General features: G+C 60.2%; 22 protein-coding genes and 1 pseudogene. 9 read left to right on the top strand and 14 right to left on the bottom strand.

Translation table 11 applies throughout. The features are described from left to right. Positions 1–83: 83 nt before the first annotated feature. Complete coding sequence (locus BLM14_RS03540; RefSeq protein ID WP_099998118.1) at positions 84–1,676, bottom strand: CYTH and CHAD domain-containing protein; 1,593 nt, start codon at positions 1,674–1,676, stop codon at positions 84–86. A 170-nt stretch (positions 1,677–1,846) separates the two neighbouring features. Between BLM14_RS03540 and BLM14_RS03535 the strand changes: the two genes are divergently transcribed. Then, on the top strand, positions 1,847–4,678 hold the full coding sequence (locus BLM14_RS03535; protein WP_162293135.1) for a phospholipase D-like domain-containing protein: 2,832 nt from the start codon (positions 1,847–1,849) through the stop codon (positions 4,676–4,678). A gap of 12 nt (positions 4,679–4,690) precedes the next feature. Here the strand turns inward: BLM14_RS03535 and BLM14_RS03530 are convergent, their stop codons facing one another. The 5 genes from BLM14_RS03530 to BLM14_RS03510 form a co-directional block, all read right to left on the bottom strand. Next, the gene (locus BLM14_RS03530; RefSeq protein WP_099998116.1) at positions 4,691–5,626 is read right to left on the bottom strand and encodes a homocysteine S-methyltransferase family protein; all 936 of its coding nucleotides are present in this window, start codon (positions 5,624–5,626) and stop codon (positions 4,691–4,693) included. Between the two features lie 66 nt (positions 5,627–5,692). Then, the gene (locus BLM14_RS03525) at positions 5,693–6,475 is read right to left on the bottom strand and encodes an SDR family NAD(P)-dependent oxidoreductase (protein WP_099998115.1); all 783 of its coding nucleotides are present in this window, start codon (positions 6,473–6,475) and stop codon (positions 5,693–5,695) included. Positions 6,476–6,583: 108 nt separating this feature from the next. Further along, positions 6,584–7,207, bottom strand: coding sequence for an HAD-IA family hydrolase (locus BLM14_RS03520; protein ID WP_237143512.1), 624 nt, complete (start codon positions 7,205–7,207; stop codon positions 6,584–6,586). Positions 7,208–7,443: 236 nt separating this feature from the next. Further along, positions 7,444–7,962, bottom strand: coding sequence for a Holotricin-3 precursor (locus BLM14_RS30860; RefSeq protein WP_108724313.1), 519 nt, complete (start codon positions 7,960–7,962; stop codon positions 7,444–7,446). A 149-nt stretch (positions 7,963–8,111) separates the two neighbouring features. Continuing rightward, entirely contained in the window at positions 8,112–8,735 is a 624-nt protein-coding gene (locus tag BLM14_RS03510; RefSeq protein WP_099998113.1) for a TetR/AcrR family transcriptional regulator, read from the bottom strand. Positions 8,736–8,939: 204 nt separating this feature from the next. Between BLM14_RS03510 and BLM14_RS03505 the strand changes: the two genes are divergently transcribed. From BLM14_RS03505 to BLM14_RS03495, 3 genes are read left to right on the top strand one after another with little or no spacing between them, the layout of a single operon-like run. Continuing rightward, on the top strand, positions 8,940–9,416 hold the full coding sequence (locus BLM14_RS03505) for a (2Fe-2S)-binding protein (RefSeq protein WP_099998112.1): 477 nt from the start codon (positions 8,940–8,942) through the stop codon (positions 9,414–9,416). Then, positions 9,413–10,396 (top strand): FAD binding domain-containing protein, encoded by a 984-nt coding sequence (locus BLM14_RS03500; protein WP_099998111.1) that lies wholly within the window; start codon positions 9,413–9,415, stop codon positions 10,394–10,396. The genes BLM14_RS03505 and BLM14_RS03500 overlap by 4 nt, the downstream gene beginning before the upstream one ends. Then, positions 10,393–12,687, top strand: a complete 2,295-nt coding sequence (locus BLM14_RS03495; protein WP_099998110.1) for a xanthine dehydrogenase family protein molybdopterin-binding subunit — start codon at positions 10,393–10,395, stop codon at positions 12,685–12,687. The genes BLM14_RS03500 and BLM14_RS03495 overlap by 4 nt, the downstream gene beginning before the upstream one ends. Before the next feature lie 248 nt (positions 12,688–12,935). Here BLM14_RS03495 and BLM14_RS03490 read toward each other — a convergent pair whose 3' ends face one another. Further along, positions 12,936–13,982 (bottom strand): Tim44 domain-containing protein, encoded by a 1,047-nt coding sequence (locus BLM14_RS03490; protein ID WP_099998109.1) that lies wholly within the window; start codon positions 13,980–13,982, stop codon positions 12,936–12,938. Between the two features lie 284 nt (positions 13,983–14,266). Here BLM14_RS03490 and BLM14_RS03485 point away from each other — a divergent pair, with 284 nt between their 5' ends. From BLM14_RS03485 to BLM14_RS03475, 3 genes are all read left to right on the top strand, one after another. Next, entirely contained in the window at positions 14,267–14,548 is a 282-nt protein-coding gene (locus BLM14_RS03485; RefSeq protein WP_099998108.1) for a hypothetical protein, read from the top strand. A 72-nt stretch (positions 14,549–14,620) separates the two neighbouring features. Beyond that, positions 14,621–15,139, top strand: coding sequence for a hypothetical protein (locus tag BLM14_RS03480; RefSeq protein ID WP_099998107.1), 519 nt, complete (start codon positions 14,621–14,623; stop codon positions 15,137–15,139). A 131-nt stretch (positions 15,140–15,270) separates the two neighbouring features. Continuing rightward, entirely contained in the window at positions 15,271–17,025 is a 1,755-nt protein-coding gene (locus BLM14_RS03475) for an adenylate/guanylate cyclase domain-containing protein (protein ID WP_237143448.1), read from the top strand. Between the two features lie 34 nt (positions 17,026–17,059). Here BLM14_RS03475 and BLM14_RS03470 read toward each other — a convergent pair whose 3' ends face one another. From BLM14_RS03470 to BLM14_RS03460, 3 genes and pseudogenes are all read right to left on the bottom strand, one after another. Next, the gene (locus BLM14_RS03470) at positions 17,060–17,833 is read right to left on the bottom strand and encodes a molybdopterin-binding protein (RefSeq protein WP_099998106.1); all 774 of its coding nucleotides are present in this window, start codon (positions 17,831–17,833) and stop codon (positions 17,060–17,062) included. Continuing rightward, positions 17,830–18,696, bottom strand: coding sequence for a cytochrome b/b6 domain-containing protein (locus BLM14_RS03465; RefSeq protein ID WP_099998105.1), 867 nt, complete (start codon positions 18,694–18,696; stop codon positions 17,830–17,832). Before BLM14_RS03465 ends, BLM14_RS03470 begins: the two co-directional genes overlap by 4 nt. Before the next feature lie 268 nt (positions 18,697–18,964). Further along, positions 18,965–19,156 (bottom strand): annotated as a pseudogene (locus BLM14_RS03460) (pentapeptide MXKDX repeat protein); the annotation flags it as partial. A gap of 259 nt (positions 19,157–19,415) precedes the next feature. Here BLM14_RS03460 and BLM14_RS03455 point away from each other — a divergent pair. Together BLM14_RS03455 and BLM14_RS03450 are read left to right on the top strand one after the other, a co-directional pair. After that, the gene (locus BLM14_RS03455) at positions 19,416–19,937 is read left to right on the top strand and encodes a sigma-70 family RNA polymerase sigma factor (RefSeq protein ID WP_418314218.1); all 522 of its coding nucleotides are present in this window, start codon (positions 19,416–19,418) and stop codon (positions 19,935–19,937) included. After that, the gene (locus BLM14_RS03450; RefSeq protein ID WP_099998102.1) at positions 19,924–20,565 is read left to right on the top strand and encodes an NrsF family protein; all 642 of its coding nucleotides are present in this window, start codon (positions 19,924–19,926) and stop codon (positions 20,563–20,565) included. The genes BLM14_RS03455 and BLM14_RS03450 overlap by 14 nt, the downstream gene beginning before the upstream one ends. Before the next feature lie 297 nt (positions 20,566–20,862). On the opposite strand, the gene iolB is transcribed toward BLM14_RS03450, so the two are convergent. From iolB to iolD, 4 genes are all read right to left on the bottom strand, one after another. Then, entirely contained in the window at positions 20,863–21,657 is a 795-nt protein-coding gene (gene iolB, locus BLM14_RS03445; protein ID WP_099998101.1) for a 5-deoxy-glucuronate isomerase, read from the bottom strand. A gap of 4 nt (positions 21,658–21,661) precedes the next feature. After that, the gene (locus BLM14_RS03440; RefSeq protein ID WP_100001012.1) at positions 21,662–21,880 is read right to left on the bottom strand and encodes a hypothetical protein; all 219 of its coding nucleotides are present in this window, start codon (positions 21,878–21,880) and stop codon (positions 21,662–21,664) included. Beyond that, a complete protein-coding gene (gene iolE, locus BLM14_RS03435) occupies positions 21,880–22,764 on the bottom strand; it encodes a myo-inosose-2 dehydratase (RefSeq protein ID WP_099998100.1) in 885 nt (294 codons plus the stop codon). Before iolE ends, BLM14_RS03440 begins: the two co-directional genes overlap by 1 nt. Before the next feature lie 241 nt (positions 22,765–23,005). Then, entirely contained in the window at positions 23,006–24,856 is a 1,851-nt protein-coding gene (iolD, locus tag BLM14_RS03430; RefSeq protein ID WP_099998099.1) for a 3D-(3,5/4)-trihydroxycyclohexane-1,2-dione acylhydrolase (decyclizing), read from the bottom strand. Positions 24,857–24,860: the final 4 nt, after the last annotated feature.

The raw sequence follows: 24,860 nt of genomic DNA, 5'->3' as shown, positions 1-24,860 counted from the left end.
GGATTTCGTGGATATTACATCGTTATATGGAACGTGCAACTAACCCATAAGTATTAGGGTCAGGACCTATTGCCGAATATTTCTCAGCAGGGCCAGAACGGTGCCGTCCGTTTGAACTTGCACCACCTGTCGTGCAGCCGGCCCGCTCCCGCAAGCTCCAGATGGCCCTGCCAGCCGGTCACCGCGCCGATGGCGCGGTGCACATCGGGACTGTCCGCACTTTGCCGGATCGTGGACAGCAAGGTTCGCGCGGTAATGATGTCATTGGCTTCGCCCAATCCATCCTGCAGCCGGGACAGTTGCTTGAGATATTTCCTGGTCGGCGCCCGCCCGGCATACAGCGGCAGGAAAAACTCCGCAGAGTAGCGCAGCTTTTTCAGGAGGATCCGCAGCTTGTGGCGCGCCTCTGGACGCAGATGGCGGAAGTGCCGGCCGCGCTTGAATGCCTTGCGCTCGAGACGGGTAAGGACGCGCGCCGCAAACTTTGTCAATGGCTCGGCCAATATGCCAAGGTCCTCGCTGGCGATATCGTTGCGCCAGCTTCTCTGCTCGATGGCGAGCCCCAGTGATAATAGAAAGCGGTTGGTTTGCGGGTCGGCAATACTGTCGCGCACCGCATGATGGCCCTGTTCCCGCAAGGGAGCGCCCGCGCCGCGCAACACAAAGAAATCAATGTCCGGCAGATTGGCCTTCTCGATATCGGCAAGTGTCGAGTCGAGAAACACATCCCAATTGCGGGCCGGTCCCAAGGCGCGTGCAAAGCCCTGTGCCTCGGCGTCCAGCGCCTGCAGCGAAGGTGCCGCCAGTTCGCGCCGCAGGAAATACAGGGCCGTGCGCAGTCGCCGCAAGGCCACACGCAATTGGTGGATCCCTTCGGGTTCACGGCCAATTGCCGGTGTCAGATTGGCGAGGACCTGCTGCTGACAGCCCGATAACAGCTTGGCGATCCCCTCGTCGACGGTGTCGTCCCGGCCAAGGCTCGACGAACCAGCCTTCACAGCCGCCGGGTTGATCTTCAGCGCCAGCGCATAGCCGCGGGCAGATTTGCTCTGCGTTTCCAGGCACAGCGGCGCGACATCCAGCAAACCGAGCCCGAACTGGTAAAGCGCCGCGGCCTTGCCTTGTTTCAGTTCGAGTTCGATCTCGGACAACGGTTCCTGCTCTGCCCCGGCCTCGATCACACCAACGTCGAACGCAACCTCGATCTGCCCATCCGGCACATCGAGGGTGATCAAATGCCGGCGTACCCTGGTGACAAAGATCGGCGTCAGTTGATTGACGGCGATCTTGTTGAAAATACCGTCAATTTCGCCGGTTGGCAGCGCGCCAAGGTCAGGCGCAAGCGCCGCGACAGGCGCTTCCCATTCCTCCCGCGTCAGCGGACCGTTGACCGCCAACCGCTTGATCGTTTGCGTAAAATGCTTGCCGCTGCGCCGCACCCGCAACGACAAGCCGGCGTCATACAGCTGACGATCGGCTGTATCGTAATAGGTCGCTTCCAGCCGGCGGATTGTCCCCTTGTTGCGGGCCGACTGCAGAAAGGCGGGTGAGGCTCGAACCTGATCGAGCGCACCGGGCGGGGCAAGGAGTTTGAGTTCGGTTTCAACGGGAGCAGGCCGAGCAACGGCATCGGTATTGCCTGCCTGTTTTTCGGCGCTGCGAACCGAACCCGCCATACTGAACCTCCCGCCACCCGACACTCTGTTAAGACAATGACACACTGCAGGCACATACTACTGCAGGCTGAACCGCTAAGGTACCGCCCAGGGCCCGGCTGTTTCAATATTGAATGTGGCACTAAATGTCGCCAAAATAGCGACCGCAAGCATTGTTGGGGGGAATGACGATGCGTGATGACCGTCAGCGGCTGGAAGGACTCGTACGCGACGTCAGGACGGCGCCCTATGCCAAGGACCGCGCACTCGTCGACAAGATTGACAACGATATTGAGGAAGCGCTGAAGCGGCCAGATCCCGGTCCGCCGAAAAGCCCGAAGGCGGACGCGCCGGTGAGCGAGACGGCGTTCGCGCCGCAGCCGGCCATACCGGCCGCGCGCTTTCGCCCCGACAATTCCATTCGGGAAGAATCCATCGCGCTGCGCCGTGGCCGCCCGGTCCTTGGTATCACCGAGGGCGCCGCTGTCCTGAAATTCACCGATCCCGAGAGCGAGGTGTGGGGCGACCGTTTGCTGAAATCGGCCAAGGCGCTGAAAAAGGTCATTCCGTCGGTCGGCCGCATCGAACTCGACAACTTCATCGCGATGCCGGCCCTGGCGACCGGCTGGATGATCCAGCCGGGCATTGTCGTAACGAACAGCCATGTGGCGGCCTATTTCGCCGAGCGCGGCCCGCAGGGCTTTCGCTTCATGACGGGCGACGATCCGCGCAAGCCGATCGGCGTCGCCATCGATTTTCTCGAGGAAGTCGGCTCGACTGCGGAATCGGAATTCACGATCAGCGATATCCTGTTTGTCGGAGGACCGCGCGAGCTTGACGTGGCGCTTCTGCGTGTCACCCCTGCCCGCGGTTCCGCGCTTCCCCCGCCACTCGCCATCGATCTCGCAGATCCCCTGGGCAAAACTGTCGCCGTCATCGGCTATCCGCTCCGAGATACCCGCATTCCGGACCAAGCGTTGATGGATTCGATCTTCGGCGACGTCTATGGACGCAAGCGGATCGCACCGGGGTTCGTGAAGTCCCTGATCGGAGCCGAACTCTCCCACGACTGCACCACGCTCGGCGGAAACTCCGGCTCCCCGGTTATCGACATCGAGACCGGACTGGTGGTCGGCCTGCACAAGAGCGGTGTCTTTCTCAAGAGCAATGGCGCCGTCGCAGGCGGCAGTCTGAATGATCTGCTGGTGCAAGCCCTCAAGCCGCCGCTTGTGGCCCTTTCCACTGTCAATCGCGAGACAACACCGCCAATCGTGCAAGTGTCAAAGGGAGGCGAGCAGCCAATGGCAGGGAACGAAATATCTGTCACCATCCCGATCACCGTGACGGTGCGCATCGGCGACGTCACTGCCGCGACCGTTTCCACAACGTCCGGAACACGTGCAAGTCGCGGCAAACCCGCTACGCCGGCTGAAGTGGAACGCGTTATCCCCGCTGCCCAGCAGCTTCTCAGCAGCCGTGCCGATGTTGTGGCGGTCTATCCTGGGCTGCGGGTGACAGGCGGCATCATGACCGATGAGCCGGTCATCGTAGTCGCGGTAACGCAGCGCCTTACGCCGGAGGAACTCGCGTTAAAGGGCATGACCCTGATCCCGGCCGAAATAGACGGAATCCCGACAGACGTTACCTTCGCCTCGATCTCCGATCAGTTGGGCCTTGTTGAGGACTGGGTGACGAACGAAGCAGGCTGGACATCGCGGTACAAGCCGCGCCCGAAACTTCCGCTGAATCCGGTGCGGGACGTCGCCGCCGTCACCCTCAGTGTCAGCCCGGATTGCGGCTGGCCAGTGCTGAAGGAATTCCTGAAAGGGGTGGAAACGCAGCTCACCGTGGGTATGTACGACTTCACCGCTCCGCACATCCTGAAAGCCGTCATCGATACGACGAAGAAGTCCCCGCGCGAACTCAATCTCGTGTTGCAGGCTGGCGAAGACACCGGGAGCGGATCGAAAAAGAACGACGGAACGGACGTGCAAACAAGGGACAGCCTGGCTGCCGAATTGAAGAAGCGTTTCGACTTCTCCTGGGCGTCAATCGCACGGCCGTTCGGCCGTATTGGCAATCCGAACGGGATCTTCGATTCCGCCTACCACATCAAGGTTGCGGTCAAGGATCATGCTTCCTTCTGGCTCTCATCCGGCAACTGGCAAAGCTCCAACCAGCCGGCACTGGGCGAAGACGGGTCGGATTTCGGCACGCCGACAAAACTTGTCGGCGGCTTTAACAGGGAGTGGCACGCCGTTGTCGAGAACGGGCCTCTGGCAAGGCTTTACGAGGATCACATCCTGCTCGACCTCGAGGAAGCCAGGGAAACCGAGAACGTGGAGGCTGCGGGCGGCGAACCCTATGTATGGGTGCCTGTGGAATATTTTACCGATCCCTTTGACGCGCTCGAAGCGCCATATGTGTTGCGCAATTCCAAGCGGATCGAGGGACCGCTTGAAATTCATCCGCTACTGACGCCTGACAATTACGCCGATGTCGTCGCCGAGCTTATCGAGGGGGCGCAGAGCCGCGTGCTCTTCCAGAACCAGTCGCTGAAACTGGCGGACAGGGACGGTGACGCACCCCACTTTCGCCGCCTCGTCGATGGCCTTCTTGCAAAGCAGAAGGCGGATCTTGACGTTCGCATCATCTTCCGGCGCATCGGTGACGACCTGCGCAAGACCCTGACCAAGCTCAAGAAGAAGGGCTTTGACTTCGACAAGCTGAAGCTCTCGTCCCGGTGCCACACCAAGGGCATCATCATTGACCGGAAGGCCGTGGTCCTGGGCAGCCATAACTGGACGAACGCGGGAACCCAGTTCAACCGGGACGCCAGCCTGGTGATCTATCATTCCGATGCGGTCAAATATTTCGAGGACCTGTTCGAGGAGGATTGGCGGCGCGCGAGTGAACCGTCCATCGATGAGTCGCTGCCCTCGCCGCGTCTGGTCAGTCCCACCGACACCGAAGCACCACCGCGCATGATTCGCGTCCCGCTCCGGGACTGGGTGGCGCTCTGACAGGCCAGACCGCTACAGGCAGGCTTCGCAGATCGCCGCGATGTGGCGGTGATCAGTGCCACAGCATCCGCCCAGAACCCGCATCGTGGAGAACGATTGGGTCAGTGCCTTGTAGCGCCGTCCGAGATCGAGCGGATCGCCGGCGTCGAGCGTTTCCGATTCATCGAGTTCCGCGTGGCTCTTGGTCGACGCATTCGCCTTCGCCCCGCGCACGCGGTCGAGCCAAGATTCTCCCTTTTCCAGGGCCTGCATGAAGTGCGTCGGATGTGCGCAGTTGATCAGGTAGTAGGCAGGCGCCCCGCCTGTCGCATCGTCGACCCGGTCGATCGCCTCGCCCAGAGCCAGGCCCGTCACCAGTCGTCCGTCGGTTTCCACTGTGAAGGAGATCGCGCAGGGCATGCCATGCGTCTGTGCCGCCCGCGCAATCCCGATCGCTTCCTTGTAATTGGTCAGCGTATAGGCCGAGACCATATCCGCCTCGGTTTGCGCAAAACTCTCGATCTGCGCGCCGTGATAGGTTTCGGCTTCCCCGGCATCCATGTCCCCGGCCTTGTAGCCATCGCCGCGCGGTCCAATGGCGCCGCTGATCACGCAGGGTGTTACGCCTGACTCGAATTCGTTGCGAAGCTCGAGCAGCAGCCGGACCGAATCCCTGTTGATGGTGCGCAAGCCTTCCGGGCCGTAACCAAGCAAAGCGCCCCAGTCGGGGTTTGCCCGCCAGGTTGGCGTATCGAGAATGAAGCCGGTGCGGTGCTGGTGCGCGACCTCCAGATACGGGATGTAGTAATCTTTCAATTGCTGGCGGCCCTCGGGGCTCGCCATCAGGACGAAGGAGGCAAAATGCGGAAGTTCGACACCTTCTTGGAAGATAAGGGTCGTCTCCATGCCCCCGTCACTGAGAAATGTTTCCCCGGAAAGCTGGGACAGGTTTTGGCGATATCGGGCCATGATTGTCTCTCCTCTCGTGTGACCTGTTGGCCAGTTTCCCCTTACTCGCTCTGCAGATATGGCGGTTCAATCAAAGCGCGAACCGCATGTGACATGGATGAACGTACCGGTGAGCGCACTTGAGCGGTCTGACGCCATCATAGCAGCGACATCGGCCACTTCGGAGAGGAACGGCAGGCGCCGCAGCAACAATCCGCTGCTGATTTCCGCAATGAATTCCTCGGCGGGCTTGCCGGTCGCTTCGGTGTGCTGACGCAGCATCTCCTGGAAATCCGGAGAATCGGGTGAGCCGGACGATCGCAGGCAGATGACGCGAATGCCTTTGGGCGCAAGTTCTGCCGCATAGCCGCGCCAAAGTCCTTCGATCATCTGGCAAGCCGGGCCGAAGCCGCCAATATTACCTGTTGCTTCCGGCGGCCCGGCGGTCACGGTCATCATCACGCCGCGGCCCCTTTCCGCCATATGCCGGGCAACGGCACGGGACGTGATAAACTGGCTCTTCGCTGCCTTGTGGATCGGTCTGAAGAAGTCGTCGAATGGCATCTCGGTCAGGAGCGGTCCCTGGATATCCTCCATGCCGATGGCATTGAACAGGATATCGATACCGGGTGTTTCGGCGGCAACCTCGCGCACGTGCCTTTCGACAGCGTCCTCGTCGAGCGCGTCAACCTGCGCCGCGTTCGCCTTGCCACCGGCCTTGCGGATACTGGCTGCAACTTTCTCGACGTTGGCAAGGGTGCGTCCAGCCAGATAGACCGCAGCACCTTCCCGGGCAAAGGCGCGCGAGACGGCACCGCCGATCGCTCCTCCAGCACCGTTGACGATGGCAATCTTGTTCGTGAGCAGCATTTCGTTCTCCTCCAGAATGGATTCAACGCGACCATGCTTGGCTATCGCCTGCCTCTAATCCCATCCTCGGGCAGCTCTGGGGTCAGGAGCCATGCAACAACCTTGGCGTCATGCATCGACTTCTTTTACCAAAGATGGCCGTCCTTCGCGATCAATATGAATGTCTAGCCCTTCGTAATTGCGAATGGTCGTATGCGCGGTTTCTATGGCATGCGTATGCGTCGCCGTGATCACCAGGACATCGGCTCCCGCCGCATCACCAGCCAGAATGCCCGGAACGGCATCTTCGAAGACGAGACAATCGGCGGCGCTAACTCCAAGTTTTTGCGCCGCCAGCAGGTAGCAGTCGGGGCTGGGCTTGCCAACCTTTACATCTTCAGCGGTAACGAGGTTCGCAGGCACGGGGATTCCAGCTGCAGCCAGGCGGCGTTTTGCCAGTTCGAGCGGCGATGATGTGACGATCGCCCATTTTGCCGAAGGCAGTCCGTTGAGGAATTCGACTGCGCCAGGAAGCGGCACGATCCCGTCCACATCGATTATTTCGGCCTCGGTTATCTTTACGGCTTCCTCCTCCGGGTCGACGCCCGGCAGTCCCAGTCTGCGAACGGTATCGACTGCGCGGGCACCGTGCATGGTGGGCAAGAAGGTTTTGACGTCAAGTCCGTGCTGTTCCGCCCATCTTGCCCATACCCGCTCTGCCGCCAATGTGGAATTGAGCAGGGTGCCATCCATGTCGAACAGGAATGCTGCGTAATTTTTGTCAAACACCGATGTTATTGGCACGATACTCTTCTTTCGCTGATCTTCTTTTGCACGGGGCAGACTAGGCGAATGCCTCATCCAATTGCTAGAGCAAGTTTGGTCTGGTGCCAAAGAACGTCCGGCGCTTTCGATCTGCGCAACAAACCAATGGGGACTACGAACGAAAGCAGCGGCCCGGAGGCCGCTGTTTGAAGATCTCTTCAAGATTACTGGCGTGCGTCGAGCAATGCGTTGACGCGATCGACCTGCGCATCAGTCAGCGTACGGCCAAAATCTTCCTCGAGTTGAGCGACCGCATCATCGAGTTCCTGTTCCCGAAGCACGGGATCGGTCAGCGCCAATGCATCCTCCCGCGCGCGCTCATAGGTAGCAATCTTGCCGACGGATGAGTTTGGTGAGGCCCGTTCTCTTGCACGTGCCGACGCGTGGGCAGCGTTGAGCGGACCCAGCGTATTTTCGTCATCTGTGTTCAAAGACGCTTTCTGGACTTTGGTTTTGTCGTGCTTGACGTTGGATTTGTCGTGAGCGCTGGCCGACTTGCCATGGTCGGACGACTTTCCACCACTATTGCCGTTTCCATTGCCGCCGCCGTTTCCATTGCCACCGCCATTCTTGGCAAGGGCTGACCCAATTGGACTGAAACTATCTGTGGTTGACAAAGCTGCGCCGCTTACAAACAAGCCAAGACAAGCTGCCAGGACGATACCACGTTCAAATTGAGCCATATTCACCTCTCCCATGAGTATTCATTTCAAATAATAGCCGAAATCAATCGTCCGTTTAAGGCTCCAATGTGGCAACCGGCGACACGGCCGGTCACATACCATTTCAACCCGATACGATAATCCGGCATTCTAGGGCAAGTTTTGTCTATTTAGAGTTTCGCCTTTGGCGAGCCCCAGCGCAGGCCATCCATCAGCAGCGAAACGAGGCGGCGGGAGCGGTCGCGCCAGTCGGGAGTATCGGGCGCTGAATAGATCCCCGACAGAGCCTGCGATATGTCGGATATATCGATATCGCTGCGGATGGACCCATCGGCAATCGCGGCGTCGACAAGACGCTGCAGGGCCAGCGCAACCATGCCGGACGTATTGGCAAACACTTCGGAATTCGCGTCGAAGAGGATACGCAAACTGTTCGCCATGCCGCGCTTTGCGGCAATGTAATCGACGAAACGCTGCATCCATTCCGCCAGCGCAACATCCGGCACCTCACGTTGCGCCAGTTCCTCGGCAGCCGCGCAAAGCGCCTCGACCTCGCGCCGGTAGAGGACTTCGACCAGATGTTCGCGCGTTGGAAAATGCCGGTAGAGAGTACCGATGCCGACGCCCGCCTGCCGCGCTATCTCCTCCAGTGAAGCGTTACCGCCTCGTTCGGCAAAGGCAATCGCGGCAATCTCGACGAGCTTTTCCCGATTGCGGCTGGCATCGGCACGCAGGCGCCTGGCAGGCGGAGATGGCTTGATCTCCTTCGGCTCTGGCGGCTCCTTGCTGCGCAATATTCCAACTCCAAATGCGATTAGGGCTTGAACCCGCAGGGGCAAGCCGCTATGTTTCAAAAACGGAGGCACCTCCGATTAGTCCGTGACTTTCGGACTATTACCCCATTTAGGGCCAGCATGTCATGTTTTTTGCGCCTTGAACGCAACCGAACGATACGGGCCCCGTTTAATTTCCAATGAGCGTACTGGAGCAGGACGCCTATGACGAACCAAGCCACCCTACATCTCGATATCAACGGTCAGACGCAGACACTCACGGTCGAGCCGCGAGTGACCTTGCTGGACGCGCTGCGCGATCATCTCGAACTCACCGGAACCAAGAAAGGCTGCGATCAGGGCCAATGCGGCGCCTGTACCGTGCATGTCGATGGAGAGCGGGTCCTTTCCTGCCTGACGCTGGCAGCGCAGGTGGAAGGCCGGAAGATCACAACGATTGAGGGGCTTTCCGATGTCGGAGGCGACCTTCATCCGGTCCAGGAAGCCTTCCTCGAGCATGATGCCTTTCAGTGCGGCTATTGCACGCCAGGACAGATCATGTCCGCGGTCGCTTGCATCCGCGAGGGCCATGCCGGTTCCGACGATGAAATTCGCGAATACATGTCGGGCAATCTCTGCCGTTGCGGGGCCTATCCGCACATTGTCGAGGCGGTCCGCGAAGCTGCAAAGGTGATGTCATGAGGGATTTCTCCTATCTTCGTGCCGGCTCGGTCGATGAAGCGCTGCGCGCCGCCGCCATGCCGGCAACAATGCTGCTTGCGGGCGGAACAACCCTCCTCGATCTTGCCAAATGCGGTGTGACGCAGCCCGAACGCGTCGTCGATATCACTCACATCAAGGGCCTCGATGCGATCCGCGTCGATGCGGAAGGCGCGTTCATCGGTGCGCTGGCAAAGATGAGCCACGTCGCCACCGATGCTGCTATTCAAGCGGAGTTTCCGGCAATATCCGAAGCCTTGTGGCAGGCGGCTTCGGCCCAGCTCCGCAATATGGCGACGATCGGCGGCAATCTTTTGCAGCGGACGCGCTGTGCTTATTTCCGCGATCCGGCGACATTTCCCGCCTGCAACAAACGCAATCCCGGCAGTGGCTGCTCTGCACTCGAAGGCGTCAATCGCGGCCATGCGATCCTCGGCACCAGCGATGCCTGCATCGCCACCTATCCCGGCGACCTCGCCGTGGCGCTCGTTGCCTTCGATGCCGTCGTGCATATGGGCGAGCGCAATGTCGCGATCGATGACTTCTTCCTTCTCCCCGGCAGCACGCCGTACAAGGAACATGCCATGCAGCCCGGCGAAATGATCACCGCGATCTCCATCCCCGCTTCAGTCGCCGCACGGCATTCCACCTATCTCAAGGTGCGCGACCGCCAATCCTATGAGTTCGCCGCCGCAAGCGCTGCGGTCGGCATCGAGTTCGAATCGGACGGCGAAACCATCCGCGATATTCGTATCGGTCTCGGCGGTGTAGCCACCAAACCATGGCGCGCCCGCGCAGTCGAAGATGCGCTTCGTGGCAAGGTGCTGGAGCCGGACACCATCAAGAGCGCCAGCCGTCTTGCTGTCGAGGGCGCCATCGCCCATGGCGGCAACCACTACAAGATCGAGCTCGCCCCGCGCGTCGTCGAACGCGCCATTCTCAATACGGGAGCCATGGCATGACTATTGTCGATACAAAAATAAAACATGGCGATGCATCGGATGGTATCCTCGGCGGCCGTCTATCGCGCATTGACGGACCTGCCAAGATCACCGGATCTGCCGACTATGCGATGGAGCATTTTCCGGAAGGCATGGTCCATGCCGTCATCATTGACAGCACGATCGCGTCCGGCCGGGTCCTTGCCATCGACAGTGCGGCGGCGGAGGCATATCCCGGCGTCCTGCTTGTCCTGACCCCTGACAATGCCCTACCGATCAAGACGGCTACGGACTGGACCGGAGCGCCCCCGCCCGCCGTTCCCTATGACCCTTTGGCGCGCGAGATCACCTTTAGCGGCCAGCACATTGCGGCCGTCATTGCCGAGACTTTCGAGCAGGCGACCGCTGCCGCAGCGCTCGTCAAGGTCACCTATGAGGAAACCGTCCCGATTTCGAGCTTCGACGATCCAAGGTCCGGCGAAGGCTACCCGATCGATATGATGACCAAGGAATGGGGTGATGCCGAGGCTGCGCTTGCCACGGCTCCCGTTCGTATCGAGCAGGAATACAGGACACCGCGCGAATACAATGTGCCGATCGAACCACACGGGCTGATCGCCCACTGGGAGGGCGATATGCTGACCCTCTGGGAGCCGAGCCAGTGGATCGACGGCATGTCCCGCACCTATGCCGAATGGTTCGATATACCGTTCGAGAACGTGCGCATGTTGTCGCCGTATATCGGCGGCGGCTTCGGTTCCAAGGCGTTGCCAACCCGCTACGGTGCGGTTGCGGCAATCGCCGCGAAGATGCTCGACCGCCCAGTCAAGCTTGCGATCACCCGGCCACAGACCTTTACCGCTTTTGGCGGCCGGCCTGCGACCCGGCAGACCATCGCGCTCGGCGCCACCCCTGAGGGCAAATTGCTGTCGATCCTGCATCGCGGCGCCAACGAGACGTCGATGAATGACGTCGCGGTCGAACCGCTCGGCTCCGTCATATCGATCATGTATGCGACGCCGAATTTCTCCTCGCGCCAGAACATCGTGCCCGTCAATACGGTAAAGCCCGGTGCGCTGCGTGCACCCGGTGAAAACCCCAGCGCCTTCGGCATCGAATGCGCGATCGACGAACTTGCCTACGAGGTCGGCATCGATCCGCTCGATATCCGCCTGCTCAATTATGCCGAGCAGGACCCGAGCGAGAACAAACCCTGGTCGACGCGCCGGCTGCGCGAAGCCTATGCAGCAGGCGCGGAAGCTTTCGGTTGGGCGAAGCGCAACCCGCGCATCAGGTCCATGCGCGAGGGCAAGCAGCTTATCGGCTACGGCGTTGCCGCGGGCACCTACCCGGTTCGCCGCACGCCGGGTGAAGCGATGGTCCGCATCTTGAGCGATGGCACTATCGAAGTCGCCAGCAGCGGTATCGATATGGGTCAAGGCACCTATACGATCCTCGCCCAGACGGCGGCCGAGGCGATCGGCGTGCCGGTCGAGACCGTCGTGGTCAAGCTCGGCGATTCCTCGCTTCCGCGTGCACCTGTTGCCGGTGGTTCGCAACTTGCGAATCTCATGACGGGCGCCGTGCACAAGGCAGCGCATGCTGCCCGCGACGAACTGATCGGCCTCGCCATCAACGATCCGAACTCACCGTTCCGCGACCTGCAGGCGAATACGCTGACCATCGAGGCCGGGCAGATCTCGTCGCCGCGCGATGCGGGTTCCAGTGTCGCCATTGCCGAAGTCATGCGTCGCACCGGGCGTGAGCGTATCGAGGCGCTGCGCAATACGCTGCCGGAAGAACACCAGAACGACAAGGATCATTTCCGCAACTTCACGACGATCTCGACAATGAAGTCCCCGACCGAAGGCGATTATTCGCTTCACAGCTGGTGCGTGCATTTCGTCGAAGTGCGTGTCGATGTGGATTTCGGAACGGTTCGCGTCTCGCGCATGGTGTCCGCGCTGGATTCGGGCCGGCTCTACAATCCGAAGCTCGCCGAGAGCCAGTGGAAGGGTGGTATCATCATGGGCATCGGCCAGGCGCTGCTCGAAGAGGGTATTGTCGATCCCCGCCATGGCCGCGTGATGAACAACAATCTGGGCGACTACCTCGTCCCGACCAATGCGGATATCCCCGCTCTCGACGTCATCTCGGTCGGCATTCCCGATACCCATGCTTCAGTGCTGGGCGGCAAGGCGGTAGGTGAACTGGCCATTGTCGGCGTCGCGCCAGCAATCGCCAACGCTGTCTACCATGCCACGGGAGTGCGGGTACGTGACCTGCCGATTACTCTTGAGAAGCTGATCTGAAACAATCGGCGCGGCGCTGATCTCCCCCTTGTGGGGCCGAAGGCGGGCGAGACCCGTGGCTCGCCCCGGTAGGATTTTCTTGGATTTAGCCTCTTTGCTAAATCCTTGGAAAATCCAAGAGAGGGGAACTGTCACACAATCCACTATCCCCTCTCTGGTGATTTCTAGCACTTAGCATAAGCTAAGATGCTGAAATCACTTTCTCTCCCACAAGGGGAGAGATAATCGGCATCAGCTGTTGCAGTGAATTAGGCGTCCTGAATCGCCGCCAGCTTCCAATCGGAATCGGGCTTGCGCACGAACGTCCAGACCTCAGTCGTCTGCGACGGTTCTCCCTCATCGCCGTTGACGACGCGGCCCGTATTACGGTCCAGCATCGCATCGACGCTCGAATAGCGCATGGCTGCGGTTGCATATTGCGCATCGCCTTCGGCCCACGCCTCGGCAATATCGCTCTGCAGGAGCTTGACGTCAGACACGCTGTTTCGCAGGCCATCCGTGGCATTCTGGCCGAGCTCTTCCGCCAGGTACGACATGGCCTCAGGTGTGGTCAGGTTGCGCAGGGCGGCATAGTCTTCCTTGCCATAGGCAGTTTGCACTTCGGTCAGGAGCTGCTCGAACCTGTCGAGATCATCCTGCTTCAGGCCGATTTCGTCCGATGGAACCGCCTGGCCCTTTGCCGCGTAACCCTGGCCATATCCCGCTGTACCCTGCCCCGCAGTACCCTGACTTGCGGTGCTCTGGCCGGCACCCGAGCCTATCGTCGGAACACGAAACGACGGTGCCGCTGCCGATGGCTGTTCACTATAGGCATTGCGGCCAAAGGAGGGGCTGGCACCGGCTGTCGCCGCGGAAGGCTGACGCGACCGGAAGAACCGCATGGCAAGCATGATTGCGCCGATGACCAGGGCGATCTGCAGCAGCATGCCGAGCATACCGGCAGCGCCGCCAAAACCGTAACCGAGGAACGCGCCAAGCAGACCACCGAGTAGCAGACCGCCGATCAGCGAACGTCCCATGCCGCCGAACAAACCGGGACGCTGCTGGCCAGCCTGTGGCTGTGCCGCCGTTGGCTGATTCTGTGGCCGCGGTGTCATCGAGCGTTCGATCGGAGCAGCCGGCGCAGGCGCAGTCCGCGTTGGCGCGGGCGCCTGGAATGTACGCGTACCGCGGCTGCCGAAACCACCGCCACCTGCACGCCGGGCATCAGCCTCGTAGACAGCGCTGAACGACACCGCCAATCCGATGACGAATATCGCGGCAATCCGGCTGAGGCGGGAAAGAATAAATGGCATGCAGACAGTCTCCTCTACGTAAGGCACATAACCTTGTCCCGCGCATATGGGGAAAGTCACAGGCAATTTTAAGGATAGTCGATCGATTTTTGCGAGCCGTCATCGTCCGGCCCGGCGAACCGCAGCAAAATCCGGCAAAAATATTCCTTGCTTTCGCCATCTTTCCTGCCGGCTTTTGCTGATCCTGTCTGATACAGCACGCAACTGCCGGGCGCCGAATCGCAGCGCGATCGGGCACGACGCAATGCAATTGATGTTTCGAAAGTTTGTAAGGGTAAAATTGCATGCGTGTCATGTTTACGGGAATTGGCGGTAGCGGCGCGTGGGTCATGCGTGGCGAACAGCTTGCAGCGACGAGGACCAATTGGCGTGCGGTGGCCAATGCCACAAAACGCGACCTGAGCGCCATCGACGCGGTTGTGGTGGTCAAGCACATTTCCGATCGGGGACTTGCGGCGCTGCGTAAATGGGGCGGCCCGATCATTTACGATCCGCTTGATTTCTGGGACCAGCGCGCGAGCCGTTTCTGCCATGCCAACCCGGCCCTGCAGATAGCAAATGCCTAGGAGGCACGAGAACTGTTCAGTCCGGCCTTCGAACGGATTTCACCCGACCTTATCCTTTGTCCGACGCAGGCGATGAATGATGATCTCGCGCCACTCGGTTATCGCACAGCCACCCTGCACCATCACTTCGACCCCCGTCTGAGCGGCCCGGCTATGGACGATCACGCGCGATCCCGTGTACTGTTCCATGGCAAGCGCGGCTACATGAAGGCCTGGGCCTACGCGGCCCGCATGTCCTGCCGCCTGCTTGGCGCCGATTTTGTCATGTCGAATGATCCTTTGCCGCCACCCGCAGACGTTATGGTCGCCGTGCGCGGAGGCCGTCATGGCAACTGGCTGTCACGCCGCTGGAAGTCCAATGTCAAGGCCGCTACGGCACAGCGGCTGGGCTTGCCTTTCGTCGCATGGCCGGAGGACGCCTATCGCGAGACCTATCCTGGTGCGCACTGGTTCACCTCGCCACTACAACTCCATCGCGCGATTGCAAGGGCGCTCGCGGCGCCGAAACCCAAGCCGCAAACACGCCTTTATTCCGCCGAATGGGCCGCCAACAGACTTGAAACGGTTCTGGCTACGGTTCAAGGTCGCTAAGGCAAAGGAAATCACCCCAATGGCAGGATATGCCAAGGCTCTCATCCAATAGGTTTAGGAGCTTTTCCGAGCGTTCCAAGGGAGGCTCGTGTATAGTATTGTCCTTGGAGCTACAGCGGAGGTAGAGGTCCGTGGGTCAACCCCAAGTCGAGCGCAGGCTGGCGGCTATTCTGGCTGCCGACGTCGTGGGCTATAGCCGGCTGATGGCAGCCGATGAAGCCGGAACGGCGCGCGCCCTGCGGGGCCACCGCGAGGCCATTTCGCCGATCATTACGAAACAGGGCGGCCGGATCGTAAAGACCATCGGCGATGGCGTATTGCTGGAGTTTCCGTCCGTCGTTGCTGCCGTTGCGTGTGGCGCAGCCATCCAGAGGCTGATGTCGGAGCGAAATGCGGCGGCACCCGCCGACCAGCGGATGCTGTTCCGGATCGGTATCAATCTCGGCGACGTCCTGATCGAAGGCGATGACATCCTGGGTGACGGTGTCAACGTCGCGGCCCGGCTCGAGGAGATTTCCGAGGCCGGTGGAATCTGCATCTCCGAAGACGTGTACCGGCAGATCGACGGCAAGGTCGATGTCAACTTTGCCGATATGGGCATGCACCACCTCAAGAATATCGCGCGCCCCCTTCGGACTTACCGGGCGCACCTCGAGCAGATCATGCCTTTGCGGGCGCCCAGACCCGCACTCCCGGACCGGCCGTCGATCGCCGTACTGCCATTTGGAAACATGAGCGATGCGGCAGAGGATTATTTCGGCGACGGTATCGTGGAAGAGATAACCATCGGGCTCTCGCGCATTCGCTGGTTGTTTGTCATCGCGCGAAATTCGAGCTTTACCTACAAGGGGCGCCCTGTCGACGTGAAGCAGGTCGGGCGCGAATTGGGTGTGCGCTACGTGCTGGAAGGCAGCGTGCGCAGGGCGGCGAACCGGGTGCGCATTTCGGCCGAACTTGTTGAAGCCGCCACGGGCGTACATATTTGGGCGGATCGCTTTGAAGGGGGGCTGGAAGACATTTTCGAGCTTCAGGACCAGATAACCGCGAATGTCGTCGGCGCCATCGGATCGAAGCTCGAGCAGGCCGAGATCGAGCGGGCCAAGCGCAAGCCTACCGAGAACCTCGATGCCTACGATTATTTCCTGCGCGGCTCGGCGGCGTTGCATCGCTGGAACAGGGAAGCCAACAACGAGGCGCTCCGGCTATTTTACCGCGCTATCGAACTCGATCCGGAATATGCTGCCGCTTATGGCATGGCGGCGCGTTGTTATTCCCAGCGGAAGGCAAGTGGATGGATGGTCGATCGCGTGGAGGAGACGGCCGAAACCGAGCGACTGGCCCGGCACGCCGCAGCCTTGGGCAAGGACGATGCGGTGGCGCTCTGCACGGCTGGAATCGCCTTCACATATGTTCTGGGCGCACATGACTACGGTGTTGACTTGTTGGAGCGCGCTCTTGTGCTCAATCCCAATTGGGCCTCGGCGTGGCTGTTCAGCGGTTGGGCCAGGATTTGGCTTGGCGAACCGGAGGTGGCAATGGATCATCTCGCGCGTGCCATGCGCCTGAACCCACAGGACCCCCAGATGTCCAATGCGCATGCGGCAATGGCCGCCGCATACTTCTTTGCTGGCCGATACGAGGATGCATCCTCATGGGCCCATGCGGCCATTCGCGAGCAGCCGGTCCACTTCATCGCAACCTGTGTCGCTGCCGCAAGCCATGGGCTAGCCGGACAAGCTCCGGAGGCTACGGAGGCGATGGCGCGTTTGCGCCAGCTTTACCCCGACCTCCGCCTGTCGGGTCTCAACGATTGCTTCCCGATCCGGCGGCCGGAAGATGCCGCGCGATGGGCCAGTGGTCTGGAAAAGGCGGGGCTGCCACAGTGATGGTGCTTTTCGGTATGCCGCAGGGATTTTTGCGTTATATCCCCGCATACCATTCATAGCCGCGGTCTTCCCAGAAGCCGCCCTTGCCGCCAGCAAGGTTCTTGAAGCTGTCGACCAGCTCGATGCGCATGACATATTTGGCATGCTTGTAACCAAGCTGGCGTTCGACACGCAGGCGCAGCGGCGCACCGTGCGCAACTTCCAGATCCTTGCCGTTCATGCTGTAGGAAAGGATCGTTTGCGGATGCCATGCATCGACAAGATCAATGCTCTCATAATACCGGCCGCTGCCGTCGAGCGATGGCTCGTAATCGTCGGCACAATGGAAAACCGCATAACGAGCGCCAGGCGCAAGACCGGCTTTCTGCAGCACGAGACCGAGGGGCACGCCGGTCCACTTGCCGATGGCGCTCCAGCCTTCGACGCAATCATGCCGGGTGATCTGGGTGCGTGACAGCATGGCCTTCAGATCGGCCAGCGAAAGCTCCAGCGGCGTTTGCACCATGCCATTCACCACCAGCTTCCAGTCGGCGAAATTGCTTTCCATCAGCCGGGCATAGTCTTCGCTATCTGGCTGGGAGGTGCCATTCGCCTTGAAAACCGGCGACAGATCCGCCTCGGTATATTCGCGTGCCAGCGGCTGGTGCGACATGAGCAGGCGCTGGGCGCCCATGCTCAGGGATTCCGCTTTTTGCAGGACATCGTTGATGCTGGCGTTTTCCACCAGCGCATCGCAGCCGGTCAGCAGCCCGGTTGCCGCGACACCGGAGCCGATAAGGAATCGGCGGCGGGTGAGATCGAAGCTCATTTTGACGTCTCCTTTTCCGGTTGGATCTTCAGCGCGTAATAGCCAGTGATCATCGAGCGCAGATTGTTCCAGACGCCGGAAACCAGCACCATCACGATGTGGATGATAACGAAGGCAACGAGCAGCGACGCGGCGATGAAGTGGATCGTGCGTGCCGACTGCCGCCCGCCGAAGACATCCAGCAGCCACGGAAAGATCGAATTGAAGCCCGGCGACATGGTGAGCCCGGTCAGCACCATCAGCGGCAGGATGATGAAAATGACGCCCACATAGGCAAGCTTTTGCAGGGAATTGTAGTGCCTTGCCTCTTCGCCCTTGGGAAAGCGCAGCCGCGCATGTTCGGAAATCTCATGCGCCAGATGGGTGGGCGTCAGCTGGTCCTTGCTCGGAACGAGATCGCGCCGGAAATGGCCGGCGATCAAGCCGTAGAGCAAATAGACAAATCCATTGATGACGAAGAACCAGGCGAAGAAGAAGTGCCAGCGCCGACCGGTAGCAAGGTCCTGATAGCTCGGGATGGTGATCCATGAAGGAAAAGCGCGCGGGCTGAGTTGCCCGTCCTCTTTCGACGCGCCCAGGACGCCGGTGGTGTTGAGGGACAGGGAGCCGATGCGGGTGACGCCCTTGATCGTGTCGCCATCCTTGAAGGCGCCGATGGAAATGAAGGAGGGATCAGGAAGGGCATCCGCGCCATACTGGCCCCAGTAGAGATGGGGATGCGCATTGAAGATTTGCAAGCCGCTCATCAGGAGGAAGCTCAGGCACAGCACGTTCAGCCAATGGGTAATGCGCACCGCAGCCGAATGCCGGTAGAACAGCACCTTCTTGGGTTTTGTCGTCCCTGATCGAACAACGCTTGTCATTTGAGCCTCCATAACGCTGCCGCCTCTTGCCCTCCCCCTTGTGGGGAGGGACGGACCGCAGGTCCGGGAGGGGTCTATTTGAGACGGAAAACCAGCTCCGCCGGCGCGAAATTGATCATTGCAAGCCCCACCCCGTCGCTTCGCTCCGCCCTCCCCACAAGGGGGAGGGTAAAAAGGGGTAGCTCTTCTATTACTTCTTCTTGGGAGCCATTGCGTCAGGCGCCATGGCGTCCTTCTTCATCGGCTGCATTGTATCCTTTTTCATTGCCATCGTGTCGCATTCCTTCATCATGGAATCCTTCTTCATGGCGTCTTTTTCCATCCCGGCCTTCTTCACGCAGTCGGCCTTGCTCATCGGATCGGCCTTCATGGCATCTTCGGCGAGGGCGATGCTTGCACCGGCAAGCCCGGTAGCGAGAACGAAGGCCGACAGGGCGATGCGGCGTGTGAAAATGTTCATGGTTGTCTCCTCGGTTTGAACAAGACACGATGAAACGTGCCAATAAGTTTCAGATGCTTCTGATCAGGTCGCATCAGGCAATTCGCGAGGCAGCGCGATCCGGTTACACGCATCACGCATTGGTGATCATTCTTCGGTGGATTCATGTTTGAAGCATTGACCTGCCGCTGACTTCCATCTCATCTGTAACCTTTCGCCGCTCCGCACGAATAAGGAATGAATCGGCGTGCATTCGATCGAAACACGATTGAAGGAACTGATGCTCGCAAGCCTGGCGGGTGATGCGCGGAGCTATGGCGTTCTCTTGAGCGATGTGGCCAAACACCTGCGATATTATTTCCTGCGCCGGCTGGCCGATGCGCATAAGGGCGACGCCGACGATCTCGTGCAGGAGACGCTGATGGCATTGCACACAAGGCGCGCAACCTATGAGGTCGACAGGCCTTTCACCGCCTGGCTGCATGCGATTGCGCGCTACAAGCTGATCGACCATTTCAGGCGCAACCGCATCCGGGCGACGGTTCCGCTGGACGACGTGGAGGACCTGTTCGCGCAGGATCAATCCGATGCGGCGGCGGACCGCATGGATGTGCAGCGGCTCCTGCAATCGGCGCCGGAAAAAACCCGCGACCTGATCTACCGCACCAGGATCGAGGGCCAGTCCATCGCCGAAGTCGCGCAAAGTACCGGCCTTTCGGAGACGTCCGTAAAGGTCAGCATACACAGGGGAATAAGGGCAATAACCGCGAGGTTAAAGGGTGCAGCCAATGATGACAAATGACCTGATTGCACGTCTCACCGGCGAATTGAAGCCCGTGCCAAGAACTGCTGTCATCATGCGGGTCGCAACAGGGCTCGGCATCAGCCTCGCCGCATCGGCGATCCTGATGTTGCTGTGGCTCGGAATGCGGCCAGACCTTGCTGAAGCCAGCACAACGATGATGTTCTGGACCAAGTTCACCTATACGCTGATCCTCGCCGTCGCCGGTGTCTGGGCGGTCAAGCGCATCGCCCATCCGCTCGGTTCGATCCGCGTCAATCTCGGTCTGATGGCCGCGACCATCGTGGTGATGAGCGTTCTCGCCTTTGCCCAATTGGCGATGACACCGCCTGATGAATATATGGCCATGCTCAAGGGCCGGACGATTGCCGTCTGCACCTTCAACATCGTCATGCTGTCACTGCCGCTGCTGATCGGCGCCTTCTGGGTGCTGCGCGGGCTGGCTCCGACGCGTCTGACCGTCGCGGGCGCAGCGGCGGGCCTTGCCGCCGGCGCCATCGCCGCTTTTGTCTATTCGTTCCATTGCAATGAAAGCGCCATGCCATTCATCGCGGTCTGGTACACGCTCGGCGTGCTCGTTGCCGGCCTCATTGGCGCAATCACGGGACGGTTTATCCTGCGGTGGTAGCTCTATCTCCCCCTAGCGGGGGAGAAAGCAATTTCAGCATCTTAGCACTTGCTAAGTGCTAGAAATTGCCAGAGAGGGGATTTTGAACCCGCGACGATACCCCCTCTCTTGGATTTTCTAAGGATTTAGCAATGAGGCTAAATCCAAGAAAATACTTCTCTCCCACAAGGGGAGAGATAATCGGCATTCGGACTCGCACTCATCGACCCATCAGCCACTCATGCTCGAGGGTCCATGAGCACCGGAAGCGCAGAAAACCGCATCAGATGGCCATCAGGGTGGATCGATTAAAAGGTCTCAACCCATCAGCCACTCGTGCTCCACGGCATTGTGGAATTTCCAGGTGCGCTTCGGCCCGGCCATGACATTGAGATAATAGAGATCGTAGCCGTGGCAGGCGGCGCAGGGGTGGTAGCCCTTGGGCACCATGACCACATCGCCATCCTCGATCGCCATGGCCTCGTCCAGCGACCGGTCATCCGTATAGACCCGCTGGAAACCGAAGCCCTGCGGCGGGTTGAAACGGTGGTAATAGGTTTCTTCCAGATAGGATTCGGCAGGCAGGTTGTCCTGGTCATGCTTGTGCGGCGGATAACTCGATGTGTGACCACCGGGTGTGATCACTTCCACCACAAGCAATGAATTCGCGGGCTCGTTCTCCGGCAGGATATTGGTGACGTAGCGGGTATTGGTGCCCTTGCCGCGCGTCTCCTGGCCGAGATCGTCGGGCGAAATCACGCGCACCGGCAGGCCGCCGCCAAGTCCGGGCGCCGAGCACACGGCAAGCTCCAGCGGCGTATCCGCCGTCACCGACCAATCACAACCTTCGGGCACATAGACCGACCAAGGCTTGCCCTCGAACGGCGACATGCGTTCGCCGAGCAGTCCGAGATCGCGTCCATTGACTGTCGCCACGCCCTTGCCGGTGACAAAAACCAGGCAGACTTCGTTGTCTTCGCTTCGGCCCGCGACTGTCTGTCCCGCCACCGCACGGTGCAGGTCGAAACCGACATAGGTCCATCCAGCACTTTCCGGAGTGACATGCGCCACATGCCCGGGCCCCGGCTTGGCTTTCAGCAACAGTTTCGACATGGTTTCACTCCTTTTCGACTTCGGTATCCGCCGGTTTGGCTGGCTCCGAGGCGTCATAGGCAATGAAGAATTGCCAGATGCCATACCCGGCAAAGCCCAGAGCTATCACGCCCCAGAAGGGCGTCCCGGTTGCAAACTCTACGATGGCCCATGCAAAGCATACGGCCACCACCGCAACACGGCGCCACAGCGGACGAAAAAATGGATGATTCGAGTCTTTTATCAAGCGAGTCCTGCTTCCCTGATGAAGCGGCTGAGATTGGCGTGCCCGAGCTTCGAATATGTGGCCGGATCGGCCTTCTTCGGATCCTGCTCGGCTTCGACCACGACCCAGCCGCTATAGCCCTGAAGTTCCTTCAGCACGCGAACATAGTCGATCATGCCGTCACCGGGAACAGTATAGACGCCAGCCAGCACGGAATCGAGGAAAGACCAGTCTTCGCGGTTCGACTGCCACATGACGTCCTCGCGGATATCCTTGCAATGCACGTGGCTGATGCGCGCCCTGTAGTGCCGCGCCAGCCGTGCCGGGTCGGCGCCGCCCCATGTCGCATGGCCGGTGTCGAGCAAAAGGTGAACCGCGCTGCCGGTCACTTCCATGAAGCGGTCGATCTCGGACTCGCTCTGCACGACCGTCCCCATGTGGTGGTGATAGACCAGCTGCAGGCCATAGGTTTGCTTCACGGCTTCCGCAAAGCGCGTGTAACGCTCGCCGAACACCGTCCACGCCGCCTTCTGCAGGACCGGCCGTGCCGAAAGCGGCAGCTCCTTGTTGGAATGAATGGCGTTGGAGGTTTCAGCGGCGATCAGCACAGAGCAGCCCATATCCCTGAGCAGCGTCGCATGGCCTTTCGCTGATTCGAGCTCGGCATCGACATCGCGCGTAAGAAGCTCGGTCGAATACCAGCCGCTGACCAGGCTATGGCCATGGGATTCGAGGATCGGGCGCAGCTTGTCGGCGGTGCGCGGAAACTTGTTGCCAAGCTCCATGCCGGTGAACCCGGCAGCCTGAGCTTGGCTCAGGCAGGTTTCCAGCGGAATATCGCCGCCGATTTCCAGCATGTCATCATTGGACCAGCCGATTGGGTTCGCCCCGATACGGATCATTCTTGTCTTCCTTCAGTTATTGTGATGCCGGTTATCTCCCCCCTCGTGGGGGAGAAAGCGATTTCAGCATCTTGAGCCTTCGCTCAAGTGCTAGAAATCGCAAGAGAGGGGATTTGCCTAGCTGAGCTACCCCTCACTTGGATTTCTCTCCCGCAAGGGGAGATAATCGGCATCAACGCTATTCACCAATATTCCTCGTCGTGATCCTGTTGAACCACGCAGCACCTACGTACAAATCAGCTCAATCACCAACCCGCTGCAGCTTCTGTTGCTCTTCATAGTTCTTGCGCGCCTCATTCACTTGGCGCCGCTGGCTTACTTCCGGAACGGCGACGTCCCACCAGGTACCGCCCTCCTCCGTGGAAATCAGCGGGTCGGTATCGATGACGATCACCGTCGTGCGGTCATTCCGCTTGGCGCGTTCAAGCGCGCTTTCCATTTCGGCAATCGACGCCACCTTCTCGGCAATCGCCCCGAGGCTCCGTGCATGCGCCGCGAAATCGATGTCCGGCAGAACTTCGTGTTTCGAGTCCTTCAGGAGGTTGTTGAAGTTCGCGCCGCCGGTGCCCGTCTGCAGCCGGTTGATACAGCCATAGCCGCGATTGTCGAGCAGCACGATATTGATCTTGTGGCCGAGCATCACCGATGTGGCGATTTCCGAATTCAGCATCAGATAGGACCCATCGCCGATCATGACGACAACTTCCGTGTCAGGCTTTGCCATTTTCGCACCAAGCCCGCCGGCGATCTCATAGCCCATGCAGGAGAAGCCATATTCGGCATGATAGGAGCCGGGCGCCCCCGCCTGCCAGAGCTTGTGCATTTCGCCCGGCAGACCGCCAGCCGCATGCAGGACGGTCGCTTCACTGCCCATCACACGCTGCACGGCGCCGATGACCTGCGCATCGGAAGGCAGTGCCACATTCGTGGGGCCGGTAACCTTGGCGGCAGCACGCTGCCATTCGGCCTTGCCGCTCGCCGCATTGTCCGTCCAGCTTGCCGGCGCCTTGTAGCCTTTGAGCCCGGCTGTGAGTTCAATCAGGCCTTCCTTCGCATCGGCCACGAGCGGCAGGGCACGGTGCTTCACCGCATCGAAAGGCTGGACGTTGAGTCCGATGAAGGTCTTGGCCGAATTCTGGAACAGCGCCCAGGACCCGGTGGTGAAATCCTGCAGCCGGGTTCCGACGGCGACAATAACGTCGGCTTCCTGCGCCAGCCGGTTGGCCGCGGAGGTGCCGGTGACGCCGACGGCCGCCATGTTGAGCGGATGCGTGTCGGGTAGCGATGACTTGCCGCCCTGCGTTTCGCAGACAGGAATGCCCGCCGCCTCGACGAACTCCGCCAGGACCGATGATGCCTGCGAATAGATGACGCCGCCGCCGGCGATGACCAGCGGCTTCTTCGCCGATTTCAATGCCTCGATTGCTGCAGCCAGTTCGTTGCGGTCTGGCCTTGGCCGCCGCTGCGTCCAGACGCGTTCCTCGAAGAAGCTTTCCGGATAATCATAGGCTTCGGCCTGCACATCCTGGCACAGTGCCAGTGTCACCGGTCCGCATTCAGCCGGATCGGTCAGCACCGTCATTGCCCGCGCCAGCGCCGGAATAATCTGTTCCGGCCGGGTGATGCGGTCAAAATAGCGCGATACCGGACGGAAACAATCATTGGCTGAGACCGTGCCGTCGCTGAAGGATTCCACCTGCTGCAAGACGGGATCGGGAACGCGATTGGCAAAGACATCGCCGGGTAACAGCAAGAGCGGCAGCCGGTTGACATGGGCCAGCGCCGCGGCGGTCACCATATTGGTCGCACCGGGACCGACAGAGCTCGTTACCGCCATCATGCGGCGGCGGAAGCTTGCCTTGGCAAAAGCGATGGCGGCATGGGCCATCGCCTGCTCATTGTGGGCGCGATAGGTCGGCAGCTCTTCGCGGATCTGATAGAGCGCCTCACCAATACCGGCGACGTTGCCATGGCCGAAAATGGCCCAGACACCGGCGAAGACCGGCACCTTGTCACCGTCGATCACAGTCATCTGGTTGGCTAGGAAGCGCGTCAGTGCCTGCGCCATGGTCAGGCGTATCGTCTTGGTCATGTCA

This window comes from Phyllobacterium zundukense, from assembly GCF_002764115.1.
GTDB classification, from domain to species: domain Bacteria; phylum Pseudomonadota; class Alphaproteobacteria; order Rhizobiales; family Rhizobiaceae; genus Phyllobacterium; species Phyllobacterium zundukense.
The sequence above is the reverse complement of the archived record's forward strand: the minus strand, read 5'-3'. Positions and strand labels throughout refer to the sequence as shown.